The following is a 16,489-nucleotide window of genomic DNA, read 5'->3' on the forward strand; positions in this document are numbered from 1 at the left end:
CCGTGACCTGGACAATCTCGATTGACGATATCGACGACCTCGCGCGCGGTTCCGCTGTTCTCGGCACCGGCGGCGGTGGTGACCCGTACATTGGTGGGCTACTCGCGAAGGAAGCGCTGCGTCGCCACGGCGACGTCACCGTCGTTTCCCTCGACGAACTGCCAGACGACGCAGTCGTCGCCTGCGTGTCCATGCTCGGCGCGCCTACCGTAATGGTTGAGAAGCTCCCCAGCCTCGATGAGATCATGCGCCCGGTGCGCGAGCTCAGCGAACACTATGGGCGACCCATCACTCACATCATGTGCATCGAGGTGGGCGGTGTGAACTCGACGATCCCGATCGCCGCCGCCGCAGCGCTCGGCCTCCCAGTGCTCGACGCCGATGGCATGGGCCGCGCATTCCCCGAGCTCCAAATGGTGCTGCCAACGCTCTACGGCGTGACCTCGTCACCGCTGGCCTACTCCGACGAGAAGGGCAACGTCGGCGTGCTGCGCACGATCGACAATGCATGGGGTGAGCGCATCATCCGCGTCGCGGCCGTCGAAATGGGCTGCTCGATCATGCTCTCTGGATTCCACATGACGGGAGCGGTGGCGAGGAAGGCGCTCGTGCGGGATTCGCTGACGCTGTGCATGAACGTCGGCCGGGCCATCGTCGATGCGCGCGCCGAGAAAGTCGACGCGGTCGAACGGGCAACCGCGATCCTCTCCGGCCGGGTGCTCTTTGGCGGCAAGGTGACCGATGTTGAGCGCGCAACGACGGCCGGCTTCGCGCGCGGCCGCGCAACGATCGAGGAGAGCGGCAACACGCTCACCCTGCTCTTCCAAAACGAGCACCTCATCGCTGAGCTCGACGGCGAAGTCCTTGCGACGACCCCCGATCTCATCATGGTGCTCGACCACGAAAGCGGCGAGCCGATCACCACCGAGGGGCTCAGATACGGGCAGCGTGTTCGCGTGATCGCCGCCCCCGGTGACGAGCGCTGGCACTCCCCCGCAGCAATCGAGATGGTCGGCCCGCGCTACTTCGGATACGACATGGAGCCGCACCGTTTCGACGGCACCGTGCGTCCCGGCCTGCCGATCGCTGACGCAGAGGCCGCAGCATGAGCTGGACGCTCACCGCTGCCGACCTCCCCGACCTCGCCCGCGGGGCGACGCTTTTGGGAACCGGGGGCGGCGGCGATCCGTACATTGGGCAGATGCTCGTGCAGCAGGTTCTCGGAGACCGCGGCATCACGATCCTCGACCCAGACGAGCTGGCTGACGATCTCTTCGTGATCCCCACCGCGCAGATGGGTGCCCCAACGGTGATGGTCGAGAAGATCCCGGCAGGCACCGAGCCGCTGCTCGCGCTGCGCACCCTCGAGGATCATCTTGGCCGCAAGGCCCAGGCGACCATGCCCATCGAATGCGGCGGCATCAATTCCATGATCCCGCTCATCGTTGCGGCAGAATCCGGACTCCCCGTGGTCGACGCAGACGGGATGGGTCGAGCCTTCCCCGAACTCTCGATGGAAACGTTCGCCGTATACGGCGTGCACGGATCCCCCCTCGCGCTTGCGGGGGAACGCGGTGAGACGGTCATCATCGACACCGGTGCTGACAACCGCCAGATGGAGTCGTTCGCGCGCGCCGTCACCATTAAGCTCGGCGGGGTCGGCCACATCGCAGAGTACGCGATGACGGGCGCCGATGTGCGGCGCACCGCAGTGCCGCGCACGCTGTCCATGGCGCTCGCCCTCGGGCGGGCGATCCGCGAGGCGCGCGAGTCGCACCGCTCACCGTTCGAGGCCATCGCGGAGACGCTCTCGACGACGCTGTACGCACACGTGCGCGAGCTGCACGTTGGGAAGGTGATCGATGTCGAGCGCCGCACGACCGAGGGCTTCGCGCGGGGCCGAGCGATCATCGACGCTGGCGTGGAACCCGGCACCGACAACGCGCGCACCTCCGAGCCAGTCGAGATCGCGTTCCAGAACGAGAATCTCACCGCATACCGCGGCGGCGAACTGCTCGCGATCGTCCCGGATCTCATCTGCGTCGTCGACCACGAGACCGCGGAACCCATCACCACCGAGGGCCTCCGCTACGGACAACGAGTGCGGGTGCTCGGCATTTCCACGCCCGACCTCATGCGAACGCCCGAAGCGCTCGACACCTTCGGTCCTTCCGCCTTCGGGCTCACCGAACCGTTTGTTCCGGTGGAGCGACTCGGGGGCGTCCCGGTCACCCACGCCCCAACCGAGCGCAGCTAGCATTCAGCCGGCGCGGGCACGAGGCGTGGGCACGACCGGTGGGCACGACGCGTGGGCAAGACGGCGCTGGCCGTCTTGCCCACATCCTCTACGCTTAAGCTCATGGTGCATTCGCGGTCTGGGCTAACGCTCTCGGCAAGCGACCTGCCGCTACTCTCCGCAGGCGCGTCGTTTTGCGGCACAGGCGGAGGCGGATCACCGCGACTCACTGAACTCATGGTGAGCACAGCGTTCACACCTCCGCTCACGGTGGTGCGGCCCGGCGACCTCGCACCCGATACGCCATGCTTCGCTCCCGCTTTCGCAGGCTCAACCCTGCTCCTGAGCGAGCGCCTTCCTGGCGTAGATGAGTTCGGACCCCTCATAACCGTCGCGGAGCGGTGGATCGGGCGCCGCCTCGAGGCCGCCTGCTCGTTTGAGGCCGGAGGCATGAATGCGCTCACGCCGTTCTTGTTCGCGCACGACCGCACCATCATCGACGCCGACTGCAGCGGCCGCGCAGTGCCAACACTCGACCGCACGAGCATCTACATCAACCAGTCCCCCGGGCTCTTCGCAGTGTGCTCAACGGGCGCAGGCGGCGTCGCACTCATCCAGTCGGAGCGCGCAGAAGACGTCGACAGGCTCATGCGTTCCGCGATGATCCAGGCTGGCGGAGCTGGCGCCGTACTCTTCGCAGGCTTCACCGCTGGCGATCTTCGCACCGATGCGCTCCACGGGCACCTGGAGCGCTCGTTGCGCATCGGTGCAACGCTCGCCGAAACAGCTGCTCTTCCCATCGAGGAGCTCGCGCAGCGTCTCGGGGCGAACCTCGTAGGTCACGGGCGGATCCTGACGCTCACGCAGGACACACGCGATCCGCACGTTCATGCAGCAGAAATCGTCGGGATGGATGGCGCAGTGATCCGGCTCGTGTCGCGCTCTGAACACCTTGCTGTACTCACCGACGGCGAGCCTGTCGCTGCTGCACCCGAGTACATCGTGGCAATCGACGTGCTCTCCCGCGAACTCATCGAGGTCACCGAGCTGCACGTCAATCGGCACGTTGCGATCCTCACAATGCCTGCAGACGCCTGGTGGCGCGCCGCACCCGGGCGCGCGGCACAGCTCTTCCCCTCCTCATACGGCCTGCAAGGATTGGACCCGGCATGGTAGCCACACAGCGCCCGCATGGGGCGACGCTTGACCTCGCAAGCGTGCTCGCGCACCCTGACAACGGAGGTCTCGCGTTCGTTGCGGGACCCAAGTCTGGGGTCTGGCAAGACGTCGCAGTTGACGCCCATGACAGTCCGGGGCAGGGCTTGCTGATCACCACGGCGGCGCTGCCTGAGACTACGTGGCAGCAGGATTCCCTCGTTCGACGGGCCCACGATCGCGGCTTCGCTGCGATCGCCATGCCCGGGGCTGCCGCAGCCGCGTCTGGGGCGCGCAAGCTCGCAGAGCGGCTTGGGGTCACTCTGCTCGCCGTTGACCGACCCATCGAGCTCGCACGAGCGTGTTGGCAGCTGCAGGAGTCGCGGGATGCGCTCACGATCGATTACGTGCGAAAGGTGGCTCAGGCGTTTGAATACCCCGCCGAGGATCTCGGCGACCTCCTCGGCCACTTGTGCGCCGCAATCGGTCAGGGCATCGCCCTCATTGATGCCAGTGGGCCCGTGCAGCAGGCTGGCGGATCGCTTGATCCCGACCTCCACGCGGCACTCGACTTCTCGCGGTGGATCAGCGTCGCTCGCGTCGGAGACGCCGCAGCGGCATCGGTTCGTGTCGACAGCTCGACGAGGAAGGGCTTGCGTCTCGTCGTGTTTGGGAGCGGGATGGGCGACCCGCAATTGCGTGCGCTGTCGACCGTCGCCGAGATCATGATGCCGGCTGTTGCGGCTCGCATCCTTATCGACGAGCTCGATTCGGTCAATGACGCTTCAGCGTCTGCTGACCTGCTGCGCGCATTCGTTGAGCTCCGCGGCGCCCGCGATGCCGACGTGCAGCTGAGAATGTCTGCACAGGGCTGGCGCACGTCTGGCTATCACCTTGGGTTCCAGTTCACGCCGCGAGCGCCGGTCGACCCGATTGGGTTACTCAGGGCAATCTCCCACGAGCTTGCGACTGTCACCGTTGAGGCCCGTGCTGCGCTCAGCGGGAGTAGTGTGCTCGGCTGGCTGAGTTTCACTGAGCCTCCGACCGCAACCCAGGTGGAGACATATGCGAGCGCGCTGCATGGCGTTCACCAGCATCTACGCCGCACCCGCGATATCGCGCTCGGCATCGGCTCGATGCAGAGCGGCGAGGCTGGCCTCGCGCGAACGCTCAGTGAGGCGAGCGATGCCGCAAAGATCGCGACCTCGCGGTCGAGCAGCGGATACCTCGTTCGCGTAGACAGCCTCGGTCTCGAACAGCTCCTACTTGCTTGGACCGGCAACGACACCTTTCTTCCCGCGGCTGAGTCGCTGCTCGCGCCGTTGCTCACCGAGGCCCCCGAGCTGCTCGACACGCTTGCCGCGTACCTCGACCACGAGTCGGGCATCCAGGCGACCGCGGATGCGCTGGGGCTCCATCGAAACACGGTAGGCCAGCGCGTGCAACGTGCGCAGGAACTCGTCGGGGCGGATCTGTCATCGCCCGAGACGCGGCTGGCGTTGCACCTCGCGTGCCGCGCAGTACTCGCCCCGGGCAATTAGGCGCCGGTGTCGTCCCCACCGGCTTCGCCGGCTTCTTGCGGGTCGTTGCCGTAGGTTTCGCTTGCCCCGTCGAGGATGGGCCGGTCGAGCGTGCTCCCGGATGTCTCAGGACTTACGGTGCCTGCACCGTTCGGCGCTTCAGTTGCCGAAGCGGGGTGTGGAACGTGTGCATCGCTGTGTTTGTTCATTGTTTCTCCTTTCGCTCGGACCCCAACCATAAGTGAATCCCTTGTGTGTTCACCGGGTTGCGTTCCCAGAGATAGCGCGAAAGCTCACCCTGCCCGCCGACCTATCAAGATACGCAAGACCCGCAGCGCATAACCTGGGCAGGGTCGGGGCGCTCCTCGCCCCACTAACCATTGGAATCATTGCGGATTCGTTCAGCGTCGGACTCGGCCTCGCCGCTCTCGGCATTGGCTACGCGATCGCAGCACTCATCACGTTCTTCTTTATCCGCGACAAAATATATGACCCGGCTCAAGCAGACACCGACGACGTGCAACAGCAACTCGCCGTCGAGACGGGCACCAGCCCAGTTCGGATACCTATTCGGGGCGAGCGCACCGCACGCTTGCAACGCTAGGGGCAAGGCCGGCCGCGACGAGGGAGACGTTCACCCTCCCAGTCGGGTCGGCTGCCACCTCACTGCGTGGTCGCCCGATGCCCGCGTTGCGCTTCGTGAGCGTCCGTCGTTGGTCGGAACCTCACGCGGCTCGGGGGCCGGTCGAAGTGATCTCGGCCGCTCGGGCTCGTCCACTTCATGACTCCATTTGCGAGTTGCTCGACCTGCCAATCCGAGTGGTGCTTCAGCGTGTGATGCCCCCTGCACAGGTGCGCGAGGTTGTCAGTTGAGGTCTTGCCCCCGAGTGCCGCGTCAACGGTGTGGTCGATATCGCAGCGATGCGCGGGCACGCCACACCCAGGGGCGCGGCAGTGAAGATCTCGAGCCGAGAGCATTCGTTTCATCTCCGGCGTAGGGCGGTATCGGTCGACAGAGAGCACGGTGCCTGAGCCGTCCACGTTGACTCGCTCCCAAGCATCGGCCTCTGTTGCCAGCCTGCGCGCGGTCGCTGGGGCGATGGGGCCATGCCCAACGAGCTCAGCAACGCGGGTTCCGCCGGAGGCCCAATCCGCACTCTCATCAGCTGAGACGCCTGCGCCGCCAAGGAGCTCTACCGGGACTACTACCTGTATCTGGCCCCGTATCGTTGCCGCCGTGCGCGCGCACTTCCCCTCTTTTCCGAGAAGGAGGTCACGGAACACGTCGACTCTCGCCTCCCCAATTGAGGGGGCGTGCGCGCTCCCGCTGCCAACGGAACCGCTCGCGACCGGGCCCCCGGGAGTTGCTTCGTCCCGCTCTGCCGTAAGACGCTTCGCTGTCCGGGTCAACCTGTCGTAGATGGCGTACGCCTCCTCGGCGGGAAGGTAGGCCGTAAGGTCGGCCATCCCGTCGGCGGCGTCGACCACTCTCACGTATCGCCGAGCAACCTCGCGTTCGTGCCGTTCGGTAAGCGACTCTTCGAGCTGAGAGGCCGCAAGCCTGCGAGCAATAGGCCGGAGCCGATTTGGTGACTCCTCACTCGCTATCCTCAACACCTCTGCCTCGTATGCCGTTCGGCGCCGCTCCTCCTGCGCCCCATCGCCCGCGGTCAGTGGCGCTCCCTCGTTGGTGATCACTTTGAGGTGGTTTAGGGAAATCTGCCCAGCATTCAGTGCCGCCAACGTGCTCGGAAAGAACTGTTGAGCAGCGTGTGCAGCTTGCAAGAGGCGCTCGGCAACGCCTTCGCTTTCGTGGAGCAGCGCGGCAAGCTCCAGTCGCAGTGACCGGTAGCCAAGCTCCCTGTCACTCTGTCCGGGCACGTCGTCTCCGACGGCCGCGTCCATGGCGCTCGCAAGGTCGCTCAGTTGCTCCGCTTCAAGACGCCGCCGGTCGGTCTCGTGCCCCTCAAACGAGGCGAGCGAAGACCGGATCCTTTCAAGTTGGGTATCTGAATATCGCTTTTTCACTAACATGCGTGTAGTAAATCACCAACCACCGACATTCATGTCCCGGCGGCAGACGGACCCCAGCGCACAGCGGGCAGGGGCTATCCCACCTCGCGGTAGAGCCGAGCTGCGGCCTCAACGACCGCAGAATGCTCTGCGCTCAACGACTGAATGCCGACGAGCTCGAGCCCTGCCGGCGGCTCTCCCCCAGCTCCCCACAGCATGACCGATGTCTCCGCCGGCATCTGTGATGACCACCAGGAGATTCCGCCAACCGATTCGCCTCCGCCGTGTCGCTCAAAGATCTTGCGCGCGAGCGCTTGCGTTGTGCCGAGATCCTGAACGACAACCGCGCTCGGTCGCACACCGAGCTCGGCGAGTGTTGTCGCATCGTCGAGCTCCAGCGGGCGAGGCCCCGTGTAGCGAAACTCCGCGAGTGCCCGCGGCTCGCCTGTCGGCGTGAGGAATACTTCCGGGATCCACCGCCGCTTGTTGTAGAAGCTCTCGGCGACCGCACCGACAGCCGTCCGCGAGAAGTACCACGAGTCAAACAGGTCGGCGTTGTCCCACCGCCCGTGAAACTGTGGGCGGGGCAGAAACGACCAGTGGCCAGGTTTACCCCTGCGGGCACCGGCCACTCTCGGATAGCAGCGGAACAACCGCATGGGCTCGGCCATGGACTACGCGTACGCGCCCTCGTCTTCGGCATCGATGGCGCCGATCACCTCGGCAACGCGGCCAAGCTTGATGCACTCACGGCGGGTCGACCCCCTGAGGAACTGGTTCGGCGAGTCGAGCCAAATCGGCACAACCTTGGTGTGCATCGTCGACTCAGCGCGCGCAATAATGTACGCGAAATCCATGATGGATCGTGCGGACTCTGGCGATGGGAGCTGCGCTCCCTGCTTCCAGCGCGTCACTTGCGAGGGCTTCACACCGAGCAACTCCGCGAGCAGCGCACCATTGCCCGCAGCACCGAGCAGCATGCGGAAGCCATCGGCGAAGCCGGGCTGCTGCGGAACTGAGATACTCATGCCCCCAGTGTACGCGCAATTCTCAAATTGCGCGACGGCTAGCTTGCGATTTCCTGGTACGCGAACTGCAGCATCGACTCATCGACACCGGCAAGGACGCGCGGCTTCGCGAGATCGTCGAGCACGATAAAGCGCAGCATCCCAGCTCGAGCCTTCTTGTCTCGCTGCATCGCCGCGAGCAGCCCCGGCCAGCGGCCTGCCGGGTATTCGAGAGGCAGCCCGAGAAGGCCAAGCACTCGCTTGTGCCGTTCGACGACCTCGTCAGACAGCGATCCGGCCATCCGCCCGAGCTCTGCCGCGTACATCATCCCGATCGCGATCGCTACGCCATGGCGCCACTGGTAGCGCTCAGCGTGCTCGATGGCGTGCCCCAAGGTGTGCCCATAGTTGAGGATCTCCCTGAGCCCACCCTCCTTGAAGTCTTCCGAGACGACGCGGGCCTTCACCCCAACGGAGAGCTCGACAACGCGCTGGAATTCCGGCGTGCTGGGGTCGGTTGCCCGGTCAACGTCGGCCTCAATGATGTTGAGGATTTCCGGTTCAGCGATGAACCCGCACTTTGCGACCTCAGCGAAGCCCGCGCGAATCTCGTTCTTCGGCAGCGTATCGAGCACAGCGAGGTCACAGATGACCGCCGCCGGCTGGTAGAACGCACCGACGAGATTCTTACCCTCAGCAGTGTTGATGCCGGTCTTGCCCCCAACGGCAGCATCGACCATGCCGAGCACCGTCGTCGGGATCTGCACCAGTCGAACGCCGCGCAGCCACGTCGCAGCCACAAAACCAGCAAGATCAGTCACGGCTCCCCCGCCGAGGCCGATGATCGCGTCGCTGCGGGTGAAATCCGCCTGTCCGAGAATCTGCCAGCAGAACGCTGCGACCTCAACACGTTTCGCGGACTCTGCGTCGGGAATCTCCGCGAGCATCACCTGCTCGTACTGTTCCTGCAGCGACGTGCGAAGCTCGTCGGCAAGTCGCCCCACCGTTGAGGTGTGCACAATGAGCACCTTCGAGACCCGGCTTCCGAGCGCCTCTGGCACGCGGTCGAAGAGGTCACGACCAATCGTGATCGTATAGTTCGTCTCTCCGGTAACGGCGATCTCACTGACTGTCGCAGGCATGTTCAATCCTGTTCCTCTCCAACGGTGTTCGGTTGCTCAATGTCGGGCGCGGATCCCCCGCCGCTCGGGTGGGTCTCGGGCTGCGCCGCCGCTTTCATGGCGGCCTGGGCAGCCGCGTGCTCGCGCCTCGCATAGGCCCGCAACCATTCCACCACTCGCCGGGCGAGCTGTTCTTTGCTCGCCCGATCCGTGCGGAACGTAATGTCTGCGACCTCAAGATACAGTGGCTTGCGTTCCGCAAGGATCCGCCCCCACGACGACGGATCGTCGCGCAGCAGCGGCCGGCGAGACAGGTTCGCTGTGCGCAACACGGCCTCCTGTGTCGTCATCAGCAAGATCGTTGGGTGCTGCTGCAGCAGAGCGCGCGTGCGCGCTGAGAGCACAGCGCCCCCGCCGAGGGCAAGGATCCGCTTACCCGGCTGGGCGAGCTCCTCGGCGATGATCTCTTCTTCGATGCGCCGAAACTCTGCCTCGCCGTTCGACGCGAAGAAGTCAGTGATGGTGCCGTGCCTGCGGACGAAAACCACGTCGCTGTCGACAAACGGCACGCCGAGCTCCTTCGCGACGCGGCGGCCAAGGCTCGTCTTGCCCGCGGCCATGGGGCCGACGAACACGATTGTGCGCTCAGGCAGCCGGTTCCCGCCGCCCCGGCGTCTGCGCCTGCGCTTGCCGCCGCGCCGCGGTTGCGCCGCACCGATAGCGGCGTCACCGGTTGCGGGATCGCGCTGCGCCGCGGAACCCTGTGCGGGCCGGTGCGGTTTCGGGCGCGCAACAGCTTCGCCCGACGTCACTCCGGCAGCCTGTTTGGGCTGGTCGCCTCGTCGGCTCGTCCCGCTGGGCTCAGCATCACGAGCGGCGGCTGGTGCCCCTGCTCGCCGCCCAGCCCGGCGCGACCCGCTCACGACTCTCTGGCGGTAGCGAGCTGGTCAGGGATCGCCGCGAGGTAGCTGTCGAGGTTTCGTCGCGTTTCACGGAGGCTATCGCCGCCGAACTTTTCGACGACGGCCTCGGCGAGCACCAGCGCAACCATAGCTTCGGCGACGACACCCGCCGCCGGAACAGCGGAGACATCTGAACGCTGGTGATGAGCCTTGGCTTCCTCGCCCGTCGCAATGTCGATCGTCGGGAGCGCGTGCGGCACCGTGGCAATCGGCTTCATCCCTGCGCGAACGCGCAGGACCTGCCCGGTCGACATTCCGCCCTCGATGCCACCGGCGCGGCCGGTGTCACGGACGATCTCCCCGTCACGGAGATGCAGCTCGTCGTGGGCGACGGATCCACGCCTGCGCGTCGTCTCGAAGCCGTCTCCGACCTCAACACCCTTGATGGCTTGGATACCCATGAGGGCGCCCGCGAGCCGCGAGTCGAGCCTGCGGTCCCAGTGCACGTAGGATCCGAGCCCCGGCGGAAGACCGTAGGCGAGCACCTCGACGATGCCACCGATGGTGTCGCCCGACTTCTTCGTGTCGTCGACCTCGGCGACCATGCGGGCGCTCGTCTCGGCGTCGAAGCAGCGCAGCGGATCAGCGTCGAGCGCGGCGACATCAGCCGGACGCGGCAGCGCCGAGCCCGCCGGTGCCACGATGTCACCGATCGATACCGTGTGGCTTACGAGCTCGATGCCGAGCTCCGCGAGGAAGGAACGCGCGACAGCGCCGAGCGCCACGCGGGCAGCAGTCTCGCGAGCGCTCGCACGCTCCAGCACTGGCCTGGCCTCATCGAAGCCGTACTTCTGCATTCCGACGAGGTCGGCGTGTCCCGGCCGCGGCCGGGTAAGCGCCGCGCCTCGGCCACGCGATTTCTCTGAGAGCTCGGTCTTCTCGGCACTCATCACCTCTGCCCACTTTGGCCATTCGGTGTTGCCGATGCGGATCGCGACTGGGCCACCGATGGTAACGCCCTGCACGACACCGCCAGACACGTTGAGCTCATCCTGCTCAAACTTCATGCGCGAGCCTCGGCCATAGCCAAGCTTTCGGCGCGCGAGATCCTCTCGGATCGCGTCGAGGGAGATCGGCACGCCGGCTGGCATGCCCTCGATGACAGCAATAAGTTCAGGGCCGTGGGATTCCCCGGCGGTAAGCCAACGAAGCATAAGTTCTATCTTTCCACACTCGCGGCACGCATTGCCGCGAGCACTGATTCCTCATCGGCGACCGGTACGTCCGGGTCGCCGTTCACAAAGATGCGGATCTGCACGAGCGCCTGCTCAACGAGCATGTCGAGGCCGGCGTGTGCGACACCGCCGGCGGCGTCCCAGCGCAGGGCAAGCGGGGACGGCCACGGGTCGTAGGCAACATCAAACAGCGGCACAGCGAGGAACGTCGCGGGAACCGGCGCCGCGTCCCCCGCATGCCCTGGCAGTGTCGAAATAATGAGTGTCGGGGTGAACCCAGGCTCATCGCCGAGCGTCATGCCCGACACGTCACCGCCGAACCGCTGCGCGATGTCTTCGGCCGCCTCCGGTCGGCGCGCCGCTACCGCAACGCGTTCCGCGCCGAGCGACCTGGCCGCGAGCACGGCAGATACGGCGGTTGCACCAGCTCCGAGCACGACCGTTGAGCTCGCGTCGAGACCGGCGCGCTGTATTGCCCGAGCGAGACCAGCCACGTCCGTGTTGAAGCCCGCCCACTGCGGCGCCCCCGCCGGACCGTTCGCGAGCTTCAGCAGCGTGTTCACCACACCACTTTCGGCCGCGACCGGATCCGTGACGGCAGCCAACCGCGCCGCTTCCTCTTTGAGTGGCATCGTGAGCGAGAGCCCACGCCAGTCATCGCCGAGCGCTGCAAGGAAGCCCTCGAGCGCTGGCACCTCAAGCTCCTCACGGCCGTAGCTCCACGGCAGCCCGAGCACCTCATAGGCCGCGGCGTGTATGGCTGGCGACTTCGAGTGCGCAATCGGGGAACCGAGCACCGCGAGCAGCGCGGCCCCTGGCTGACGAAGCTCGTCGTCAGTCGGGTGATTCTCGCTCATCGACTAGTCACAGTACTTTCCGCCCTCGGCACGGTGCGTCGTGCACCAGTCAGCGAGCTTCTGCACGTTCTGGTCGTGCTCCTCGATCGTCTCGGCAAACTCGGTTTCACCGCTTGAGAGGTCGACGGGCATAAAGTACAGCCACGGGCCGTCTGCTGGGTTCGTCGCTGCTTCGATAGCGGTGTCGCCAGGGAGCCCGATTGGCCCGGCTGGCAGGCCCTGGTTTGCGTACGTGTTGTACTTGTTTGACTTGTCCGCGCGCTCCTCGTCCGTGGTCCACACCGTGTGCGTGTTTCCCGTTCCGTAGGAGACCGTAGCGTCAGACTGGAGCAGCATGTCAATGTCGATTCGGTTGAGGAACACCCGCGCAACCTTCGGGAAGTCCTCAAGGCGTGACCCTGCCTCGCGCTGCACCATCGCGGCGAGCGTGAGTACCTCCCAGGCATCACCCTCAGCGACTCCGTGATCGCGGAGCGCCTGCCACATCCGGTCGACCATCGTCTGGATGATCGTCTCCGCAGTGTCGCCGGGTTCGAACGTATACGTTGCTGGGAAGAGGAAGCCCTCGATCGATGGGAACTCGGACGGCACACCGAACGCAGCCGGATCCGCGGCAGCCTTCTTGAAGTCGTCGAACGGGATGTCTACCACGCCTGCCGTGAGTTCCAACGCGTCAAGCGCGGCGGTTCCCTCAGGGATCGTTACGGTGAGTTCCATGCGATTCGCTTCGTCCTGCAGCGCAGCGAGCGCAGCTTTCGCGCTCATCTGGTGCTTGAGGCGGTAGGTGCCAACCTGGAAGCTCACTTCTTCTTCCTGCTGCAGCAGCAGGTCGTAGAACGCTTCAGAAGACTTCACAACATCAGCCTGCGCGAGCGCCTCGGCGACGTCTGCGCCGAACTGGCCGGAGCTGATGGTGAGCAGCACCTCGCCGCTCCCCTGCCCCTCGTAGTCGTTGCTCGACCAACCGAGTGCGAGCGAAATCCGCTCACCGTACGTGTTCCACATCAGCGCAGCGCCGCCTCCGACCAGGAGGAGCATCACGATGAGAACAGAGGAAATGACGATTCTGCCGCGTTTGCGCGAACGCCGGTCTTCTTCGCTCAGTGCGTTCGCCGCCCGGCGCCCGCGGCGGGTGTCGTTGTCACTCACGGCGTGTCCTCGTTTCTCCGTTGATCGGGGGCAGGCGCCACAATCTCACCTGGCGCCTCGTTTCTATTGCGCTCCACGTCGAGCGCGTGCTGCAGGATGACTACGGCCGCCGCCTGGTCGATGACCCCACGGCTCTCCTTGGTTTTCCGCCCCGCCTGCCTGAGCTGGCCCTGGGCCGACACCGTCGAGAGTCGCTCGTCCACGAGCCGCACGTCGGCTACGCCGAGCAGCTGCAGCGCAAGTTTTTCGGCGAATCCGACAGCGTCCTCTGTGGAGAGCGTCCGCTCGCCTCGAAGATTTAGCGGTAAACCTACGATAACCTCGAACACCTCCAGCTCGCCAGCTATCGCCGCGATGCGCGCGAGGTCGGCTGCGCCGGAGTGGTCACGTGTGACCGTCTCGACCGGTGTCGCGAGCATGCCATGCATGTCGCTTCTGGCGACACCAATGCGAGCCTTGCCCACATCAATGCCGAGGCGTACCCCAGTGCGCACCGGCTACGCCTCGAGCGAGCGGCGCATCTCGGCGAGCGCGGCTGGAATCTGTGCTGGATCGGTGCCGCCGCCCTGCGCGAGATCGGGTTTTCCGCCGCCGCCGCCGCCGAGCACTCCTGCTCCACGCTTGGCTAGGTCGCCCGCTTTTACTCCGAGCTCGCGAGCACCAGGAGTCGTTGCCGCGATGACGAAGGGCTTACCCGCACCCTCGCCGGCAACGGTTCCTGCGAGTAGCACGACTCCGGCTTCAGCACCGAGCTTCTCGCGAAGCTGGATGACGAGGCCGCGAACGTCGTCCGGTGAGCCAACCGTGCCAAGATCTGCGGCGACGAGGGCCACAGACCCAACGCGCTCCGCGGCGGCAAGCAGTGCGGGCACGCGTTCAGCGAGCTTCGCCGCCTCGAGCGCTGCGATCTTCTTTTCGGCTGCGCGAAGCTGCGTGCTGAGATCTTCAACGCGTGCAACCACCTCGGCGCGTGGCACGCGGAGCCCGCCAGCGAGCTGCTGCACGATCGCGCGCTCGGCTGCGAAGCTCTGGAACGCCTCGAGGCCGACGAGCGACTCGACGCGGCGGTTCGTCGAGCCGACAGAGCTCTCGGAGACGAGGTTGATCATGCCAACCTCTGCGGCGGTTGCGACGTGCGTTCCCGCGCAGAGTTCGCGCGACCATTCGCCGCCAATGTCGACGACGCGGACCCGCTCGCCGTACTTCTCACCGAACAGCGCCATCGCCCCCATGGCCTTCGCATCGTCGAGGGCCATCTCGCGGGTAACAACGCCGTAGTTCGAGCGGATCGCGAGGTTCGAGATCTCTTCGATCTCGCTCTTCGTCGCGGCGCTCAGCGCCTCCGAGTGGGTGAAGTCGAGCCGCATGTAACCGGCCTTGTTGTACGAGCCTGCCTGATGCGCGTTCGGTCCGAGCACGTCGCGGAGGGCTGCGTGCACGATGTGCGTCGCTGAGTGCGCCTGCGTGGCGCCACGACGGTAGTCTGCGTCGACGCGAGTTTCGGCGCGCGCGTCGATACCGATCACGCCAACCGTGACCTTCACCGTGTGCACAATGAGTCCCTGAACGGGCTTCTGCACGTCGAGCACTTCTGCTTCGAAACCGTTGCCAACGATCACGCCGTTGTCGGAGTCCTGACCGCCTGATTCGGCGAACAGGGTCGTCTCAGCCAGCACGAGTTCAGCGATTTGCCCCTCGCGAGCTTCCGTTGCGGGGGCGCCGTCTACGACGATCCCGAGTACGCGGCTCTCGTGAGTGAGCTGGTCGTACCCGACGAATGCGGTCTCGCCGAGCCCGCGGAGTTCCTTGTAGACCGCGAGGTCTGCCTGCTGGCCGCGCTTTGCCTTCGCGTCGGCCTTTGCGCGGTCGCGCTGCTCCTGCATGAGCGTGCCGAACACCGCACGATCCACCGTCACGCCGGCCTCTTCCGCGATCTCGAGCGTGAGCTCGACCGGGAAGCCGTGGGTGTCGTGGAGGAGGAACGCGGTGTCGCCATCGACGCTTGCCGACCCGCCTGCGGCCTTCGACGTATCGACGGCGGCCGCGATCGCGGTGTCGAGGATCTGGATCCCGCTCGCGAGCGTGCGCAGGAACGTCTTCTCCTCTGCGTATGCGACACGCGAGATAAAGTCGAAGCTCTCGCCAACAGCGGGGTAAGCGGCCTGCATGGCGTCGCGAGAAACAGGGAAGAGTTCCGCGAAGCTCGGGCCTTCGACGCCGAGTAGCCGCATCGAGAGCGTGACCCGCCGCAGCAGGCGGCGCAGGATGTAGCCTCGCCCCTCGTTCGACGGTGTCACACCGTCTGCGATGAGCATGAGGCCGCTGCGCACGTGGTCAGCGATAACGCGCAAGCGAACGTCGTCTTCGGTGTTCGCGCCGTACGTCTTTCCTGCGAGTTCGGCTGCCCGATCGAGTACCGGCCGCACCTGGTCGATCTCGTACATGTTCTGCACGCCCTGCTTGATGAAGGCGACACGCTCGAGCCCCATGCCCGTGTCAATGTTCTGCTTTGGCAGGTCGCCGACGATGGTGAAGTCGAGCTTCGACTTCACGTCTGCGATCTGGTACTGCATGAACACGAGGTTCCAGATCTCAACGTAGCGATCGTCGTCTGTCGCAGGTCCGCCATCGATGCCGTGCTCCGGGCCGAGATCAAAGAAAATCTCCGAGCAGGGGCCGGCTGGCCCGGGCTGCCCTGTTGACCAGTAGTTCGTGTCCTTGCCGAGCTTCTGGATGCGCTCGACCGGGAGCGACGAGTGCTCAAGCCACAGGTTGAGCGCCTCCTCGTCCTCTTCGTAGACGGTCACCCAGAGGTCGTCTGGGGAGAAACCGAGACCGCCGTCGGCCTCGGAGGTCGTCAGCAGCTCCCAAGCGAACTTGATTGCGCCCTCTTTGAAGTAGTCGCCAAAGGAGAAGTTGCCGCACATCTGGAAGAACGTGCCGTGACGCGGGGTCTTCCCGACCTCTTCAATGTCGTTGGTGCGGATGCACTTCTGCACACTCGTCGCGCGGTCGTAGGGCGCAGGGACGAGGCCAGTGAGGTAAGGGACGAAGGGAACCATTCCGGCGACCGTGAACATGAGGCTCGGGTCGTCGCTCACGAGCGAGGCCGAGGGCACAACCGTGTGGCCTCGCTGCTCGAAGAAGTTCAGCCAGCGGCGTTGAATCTCGGCGGTCTGCATGTGCGGTGCTTCGTCCTTTGTGGTGCGTGGGCGCCGACACTGAGCTGCCGTGCGCCTGTGTGATGTGAACCCTGCCAGAAAGCGAGCGGCGGGAAGCTTCCGCGCCCCGCCA

General features: G+C 65.5%; 16 protein-coding genes. 5 read left to right on the top strand and 11 right to left on the bottom strand.

What is annotated here, in order from left to right; translation table 11 throughout:
- The first annotated feature begins 2 nt into the window (after positions 1-2).
- The 4 genes from SD72_RS05985 (at position 3) to SD72_RS06000 (ending at position 4,932) form a co-directional block, all read left to right on the top strand.
- Entirely contained in the window at positions 3-1,109 is a 1,107-nt protein-coding gene (locus SD72_RS05985) for a DUF917 domain-containing protein (protein WP_042543519.1), read from the top strand.
- Positions 1,106-2,257: a DUF917 domain-containing protein gene (locus tag SD72_RS05990; RefSeq protein WP_042543520.1), complete on the top strand. Its 1,152-nt coding sequence runs from the start codon at positions 1,106-1,108 to the stop codon at positions 2,255-2,257. Before SD72_RS05985 ends, SD72_RS05990 begins: the two co-directional genes overlap by 4 nt.
- Positions 2,258-2,359: 102 nt before the next feature.
- Positions 2,360-3,412: a DUF917 domain-containing protein gene (locus tag SD72_RS05995; RefSeq protein WP_042543521.1), complete on the top strand. Its 1,053-nt coding sequence runs from the start codon at positions 2,360-2,362 to the stop codon at positions 3,410-3,412.
- Positions 3,406-4,932 carry a PucR family transcriptional regulator gene (locus SD72_RS06000; protein ID WP_042543522.1) on the top strand — a complete coding sequence of 509 codons (1,527 nt, stop codon included), beginning with the start codon at positions 3,406-3,408 and terminating at the stop codon, positions 4,930-4,932. Before SD72_RS05995 ends, SD72_RS06000 begins: the two co-directional genes overlap by 7 nt.
- Here the strand turns inward: SD72_RS06000 and SD72_RS06005 are convergent.
- Positions 4,929-5,120, bottom strand: coding sequence for a hypothetical protein (locus SD72_RS06005; RefSeq protein ID WP_042543523.1), 192 nt, complete (start codon positions 5,118-5,120; stop codon positions 4,929-4,931). The genes SD72_RS06000 and SD72_RS06005 overlap by 4 nt on opposite strands.
- 41 nt (positions 5,121-5,161) lie before the next feature.
- On the opposite strand from SD72_RS06005, the gene SD72_RS06010 reads away from it, so the two are divergent.
- Complete coding sequence (locus tag SD72_RS06010) at positions 5,162-5,515, top strand: hypothetical protein (RefSeq protein WP_042543524.1); 354 nt, start codon at positions 5,162-5,164, stop codon at positions 5,513-5,515.
- A 59-nt stretch (positions 5,516-5,574) separates the two neighbouring features.
- Here the strand turns inward: SD72_RS06010 and SD72_RS06015 are convergent, their stop codons facing one another.
- The 10 genes from SD72_RS06015 to alaS all read right to left on the bottom strand — a co-directional run bounded on the left by SD72_RS06015 (position 5,575) and on the right by alaS (position 16,377).
- Entirely contained in the window at positions 5,575-6,939 is a 1,365-nt protein-coding gene (locus SD72_RS06015) for an HNH endonuclease signature motif containing protein (protein WP_198141881.1), read from the bottom strand.
- Positions 6,940-7,019: 80 nt separating this feature from the next.
- Positions 7,020-7,595 carry an RES family NAD+ phosphorylase gene (locus SD72_RS06020; protein WP_084766811.1) on the bottom strand — a complete coding sequence of 192 codons (576 nt, stop codon included), beginning with the start codon at positions 7,593-7,595 and terminating at the stop codon, positions 7,020-7,022.
- Between the two features lie 3 nt (positions 7,596-7,598).
- Positions 7,599-7,952 carry a helix-turn-helix domain-containing protein gene (locus SD72_RS06025; protein ID WP_042543526.1) on the bottom strand — a complete coding sequence of 118 codons (354 nt, stop codon included), beginning with the start codon at positions 7,950-7,952 and terminating at the stop codon, positions 7,599-7,601.
- A gap of 38 nt (positions 7,953-7,990) precedes the next feature.
- A complete protein-coding gene (gene aroB / locus SD72_RS06030; protein WP_042543527.1) occupies positions 7,991-9,073 on the bottom strand; it encodes a 3-dehydroquinate synthase in 1,083 nt (360 codons plus the stop codon).
- 2 nt (positions 9,074-9,075) lie between these two features.
- On the bottom strand, positions 9,076-9,864 hold the full coding sequence (locus SD72_RS17330; protein WP_232299656.1) for a shikimate kinase: 789 nt from the start codon (positions 9,862-9,864) through the stop codon (positions 9,076-9,078).
- Positions 9,865-9,971: 107 nt separating this feature from the next.
- On the bottom strand, positions 9,972-11,168 hold the full coding sequence (aroC, locus tag SD72_RS06040; protein WP_042543528.1) for a chorismate synthase: 1,197 nt from the start codon (positions 11,166-11,168) through the stop codon (positions 9,972-9,974).
- A gap of 5 nt (positions 11,169-11,173) precedes the next feature.
- On the bottom strand, positions 11,174-12,046 hold the full coding sequence (locus SD72_RS06045; RefSeq protein ID WP_042543529.1) for a shikimate dehydrogenase family protein: 873 nt from the start codon (positions 12,044-12,046) through the stop codon (positions 11,174-11,176).
- A 3-nt stretch (positions 12,047-12,049) separates the two neighbouring features.
- Positions 12,050-13,195: an endolytic transglycosylase MltG gene (mltG, locus tag SD72_RS06050; protein WP_042543530.1), complete on the bottom strand. Its 1,146-nt coding sequence runs from the start codon at positions 13,193-13,195 to the stop codon at positions 12,050-12,052.
- Positions 13,192-13,689, bottom strand: coding sequence for a Holliday junction resolvase RuvX (gene ruvX, locus SD72_RS06055; RefSeq protein WP_084766814.1), 498 nt, complete (start codon positions 13,687-13,689; stop codon positions 13,192-13,194). Before ruvX ends, mltG begins: the two co-directional genes overlap by 4 nt.
- 3 nt (positions 13,690-13,692) lie before the next feature.
- The gene (gene alaS / locus SD72_RS06060; protein ID WP_042543531.1) at positions 13,693-16,377 is read right to left on the bottom strand and encodes an alanine--tRNA ligase; all 2,685 of its coding nucleotides are present in this window, start codon (positions 16,375-16,377) and stop codon (positions 13,693-13,695) included.
- Between the last annotated feature and the right edge of the window lie 112 nt (positions 16,378-16,489).

It is taken from the genome of Leucobacter komagatae, assembly GCF_000834055.1.
In the GTDB taxonomy this organism is placed as follows: domain Bacteria; phylum Actinomycetota; class Actinomycetes; order Actinomycetales; family Microbacteriaceae; genus Leucobacter; species Leucobacter komagatae_A.

What these genes read in the sequence shown, in the direction of transcription:
- SD72_RS05990 (WP_042543520.1), top strand. Translation starts at nt 1,106, where the DNA reads ATGAGCTGGACGCTCACCGCTGCCGACCTCCCCGACCTCGCCCGCGGG.
- SD72_RS05995 (WP_042543521.1), top strand. Translation starts at nt 2,360, where the DNA reads ATGGTGCATTCGCGGTCTGGGCTAACGCTCTCGGCAAGCGACCTGCCG.
- SD72_RS06000 (WP_042543522.1), top strand. Translation starts at nt 3,406, where the DNA reads ATGGTAGCCACACAGCGCCCGCATGGGGCGACGCTTGACCTCGCAAGC.
- SD72_RS06005 (WP_042543523.1), bottom strand. Translation starts at nt 5,120, where the DNA reads ATGAACAAACACAGCGATGCACACGTTCCACACCCCGCTTCGGCAACT.
- SD72_RS06020 (WP_084766811.1), bottom strand. Translation starts at nt 7,595, where the DNA reads ATGGCCGAGCCCATGCGGTTGTTCCGCTGCTATCCGAGAGTGGCCGGT.
- SD72_RS06025 (WP_042543526.1), bottom strand. Translation starts at nt 7,952, where the DNA reads ATGAGTATCTCAGTTCCGCAGCAGCCCGGCTTCGCCGATGGCTTCCGC.
- aroB (WP_042543527.1), bottom strand. Translation starts at nt 9,073, where the DNA reads ATGCCTGCGACAGTCAGTGAGATCGCCGTTACCGGAGAGACGAACTAT.
- aroC (WP_042543528.1), bottom strand. Translation starts at nt 11,168, where the DNA reads ATGCTTCGTTGGCTTACCGCCGGGGAATCCCACGGCCCTGAACTTATT.
- SD72_RS06045 (WP_042543529.1), bottom strand. Translation starts at nt 12,046, where the DNA reads ATGAGCGAGAATCACCCGACTGACGACGAGCTTCGTCAGCCAGGGGCC.
- alaS (WP_042543531.1), bottom strand. Translation starts at nt 16,377, where the DNA reads ATGCAGACCGCCGAGATTCAACGCCGCTGGCTGAACTTCTTCGAGCAG.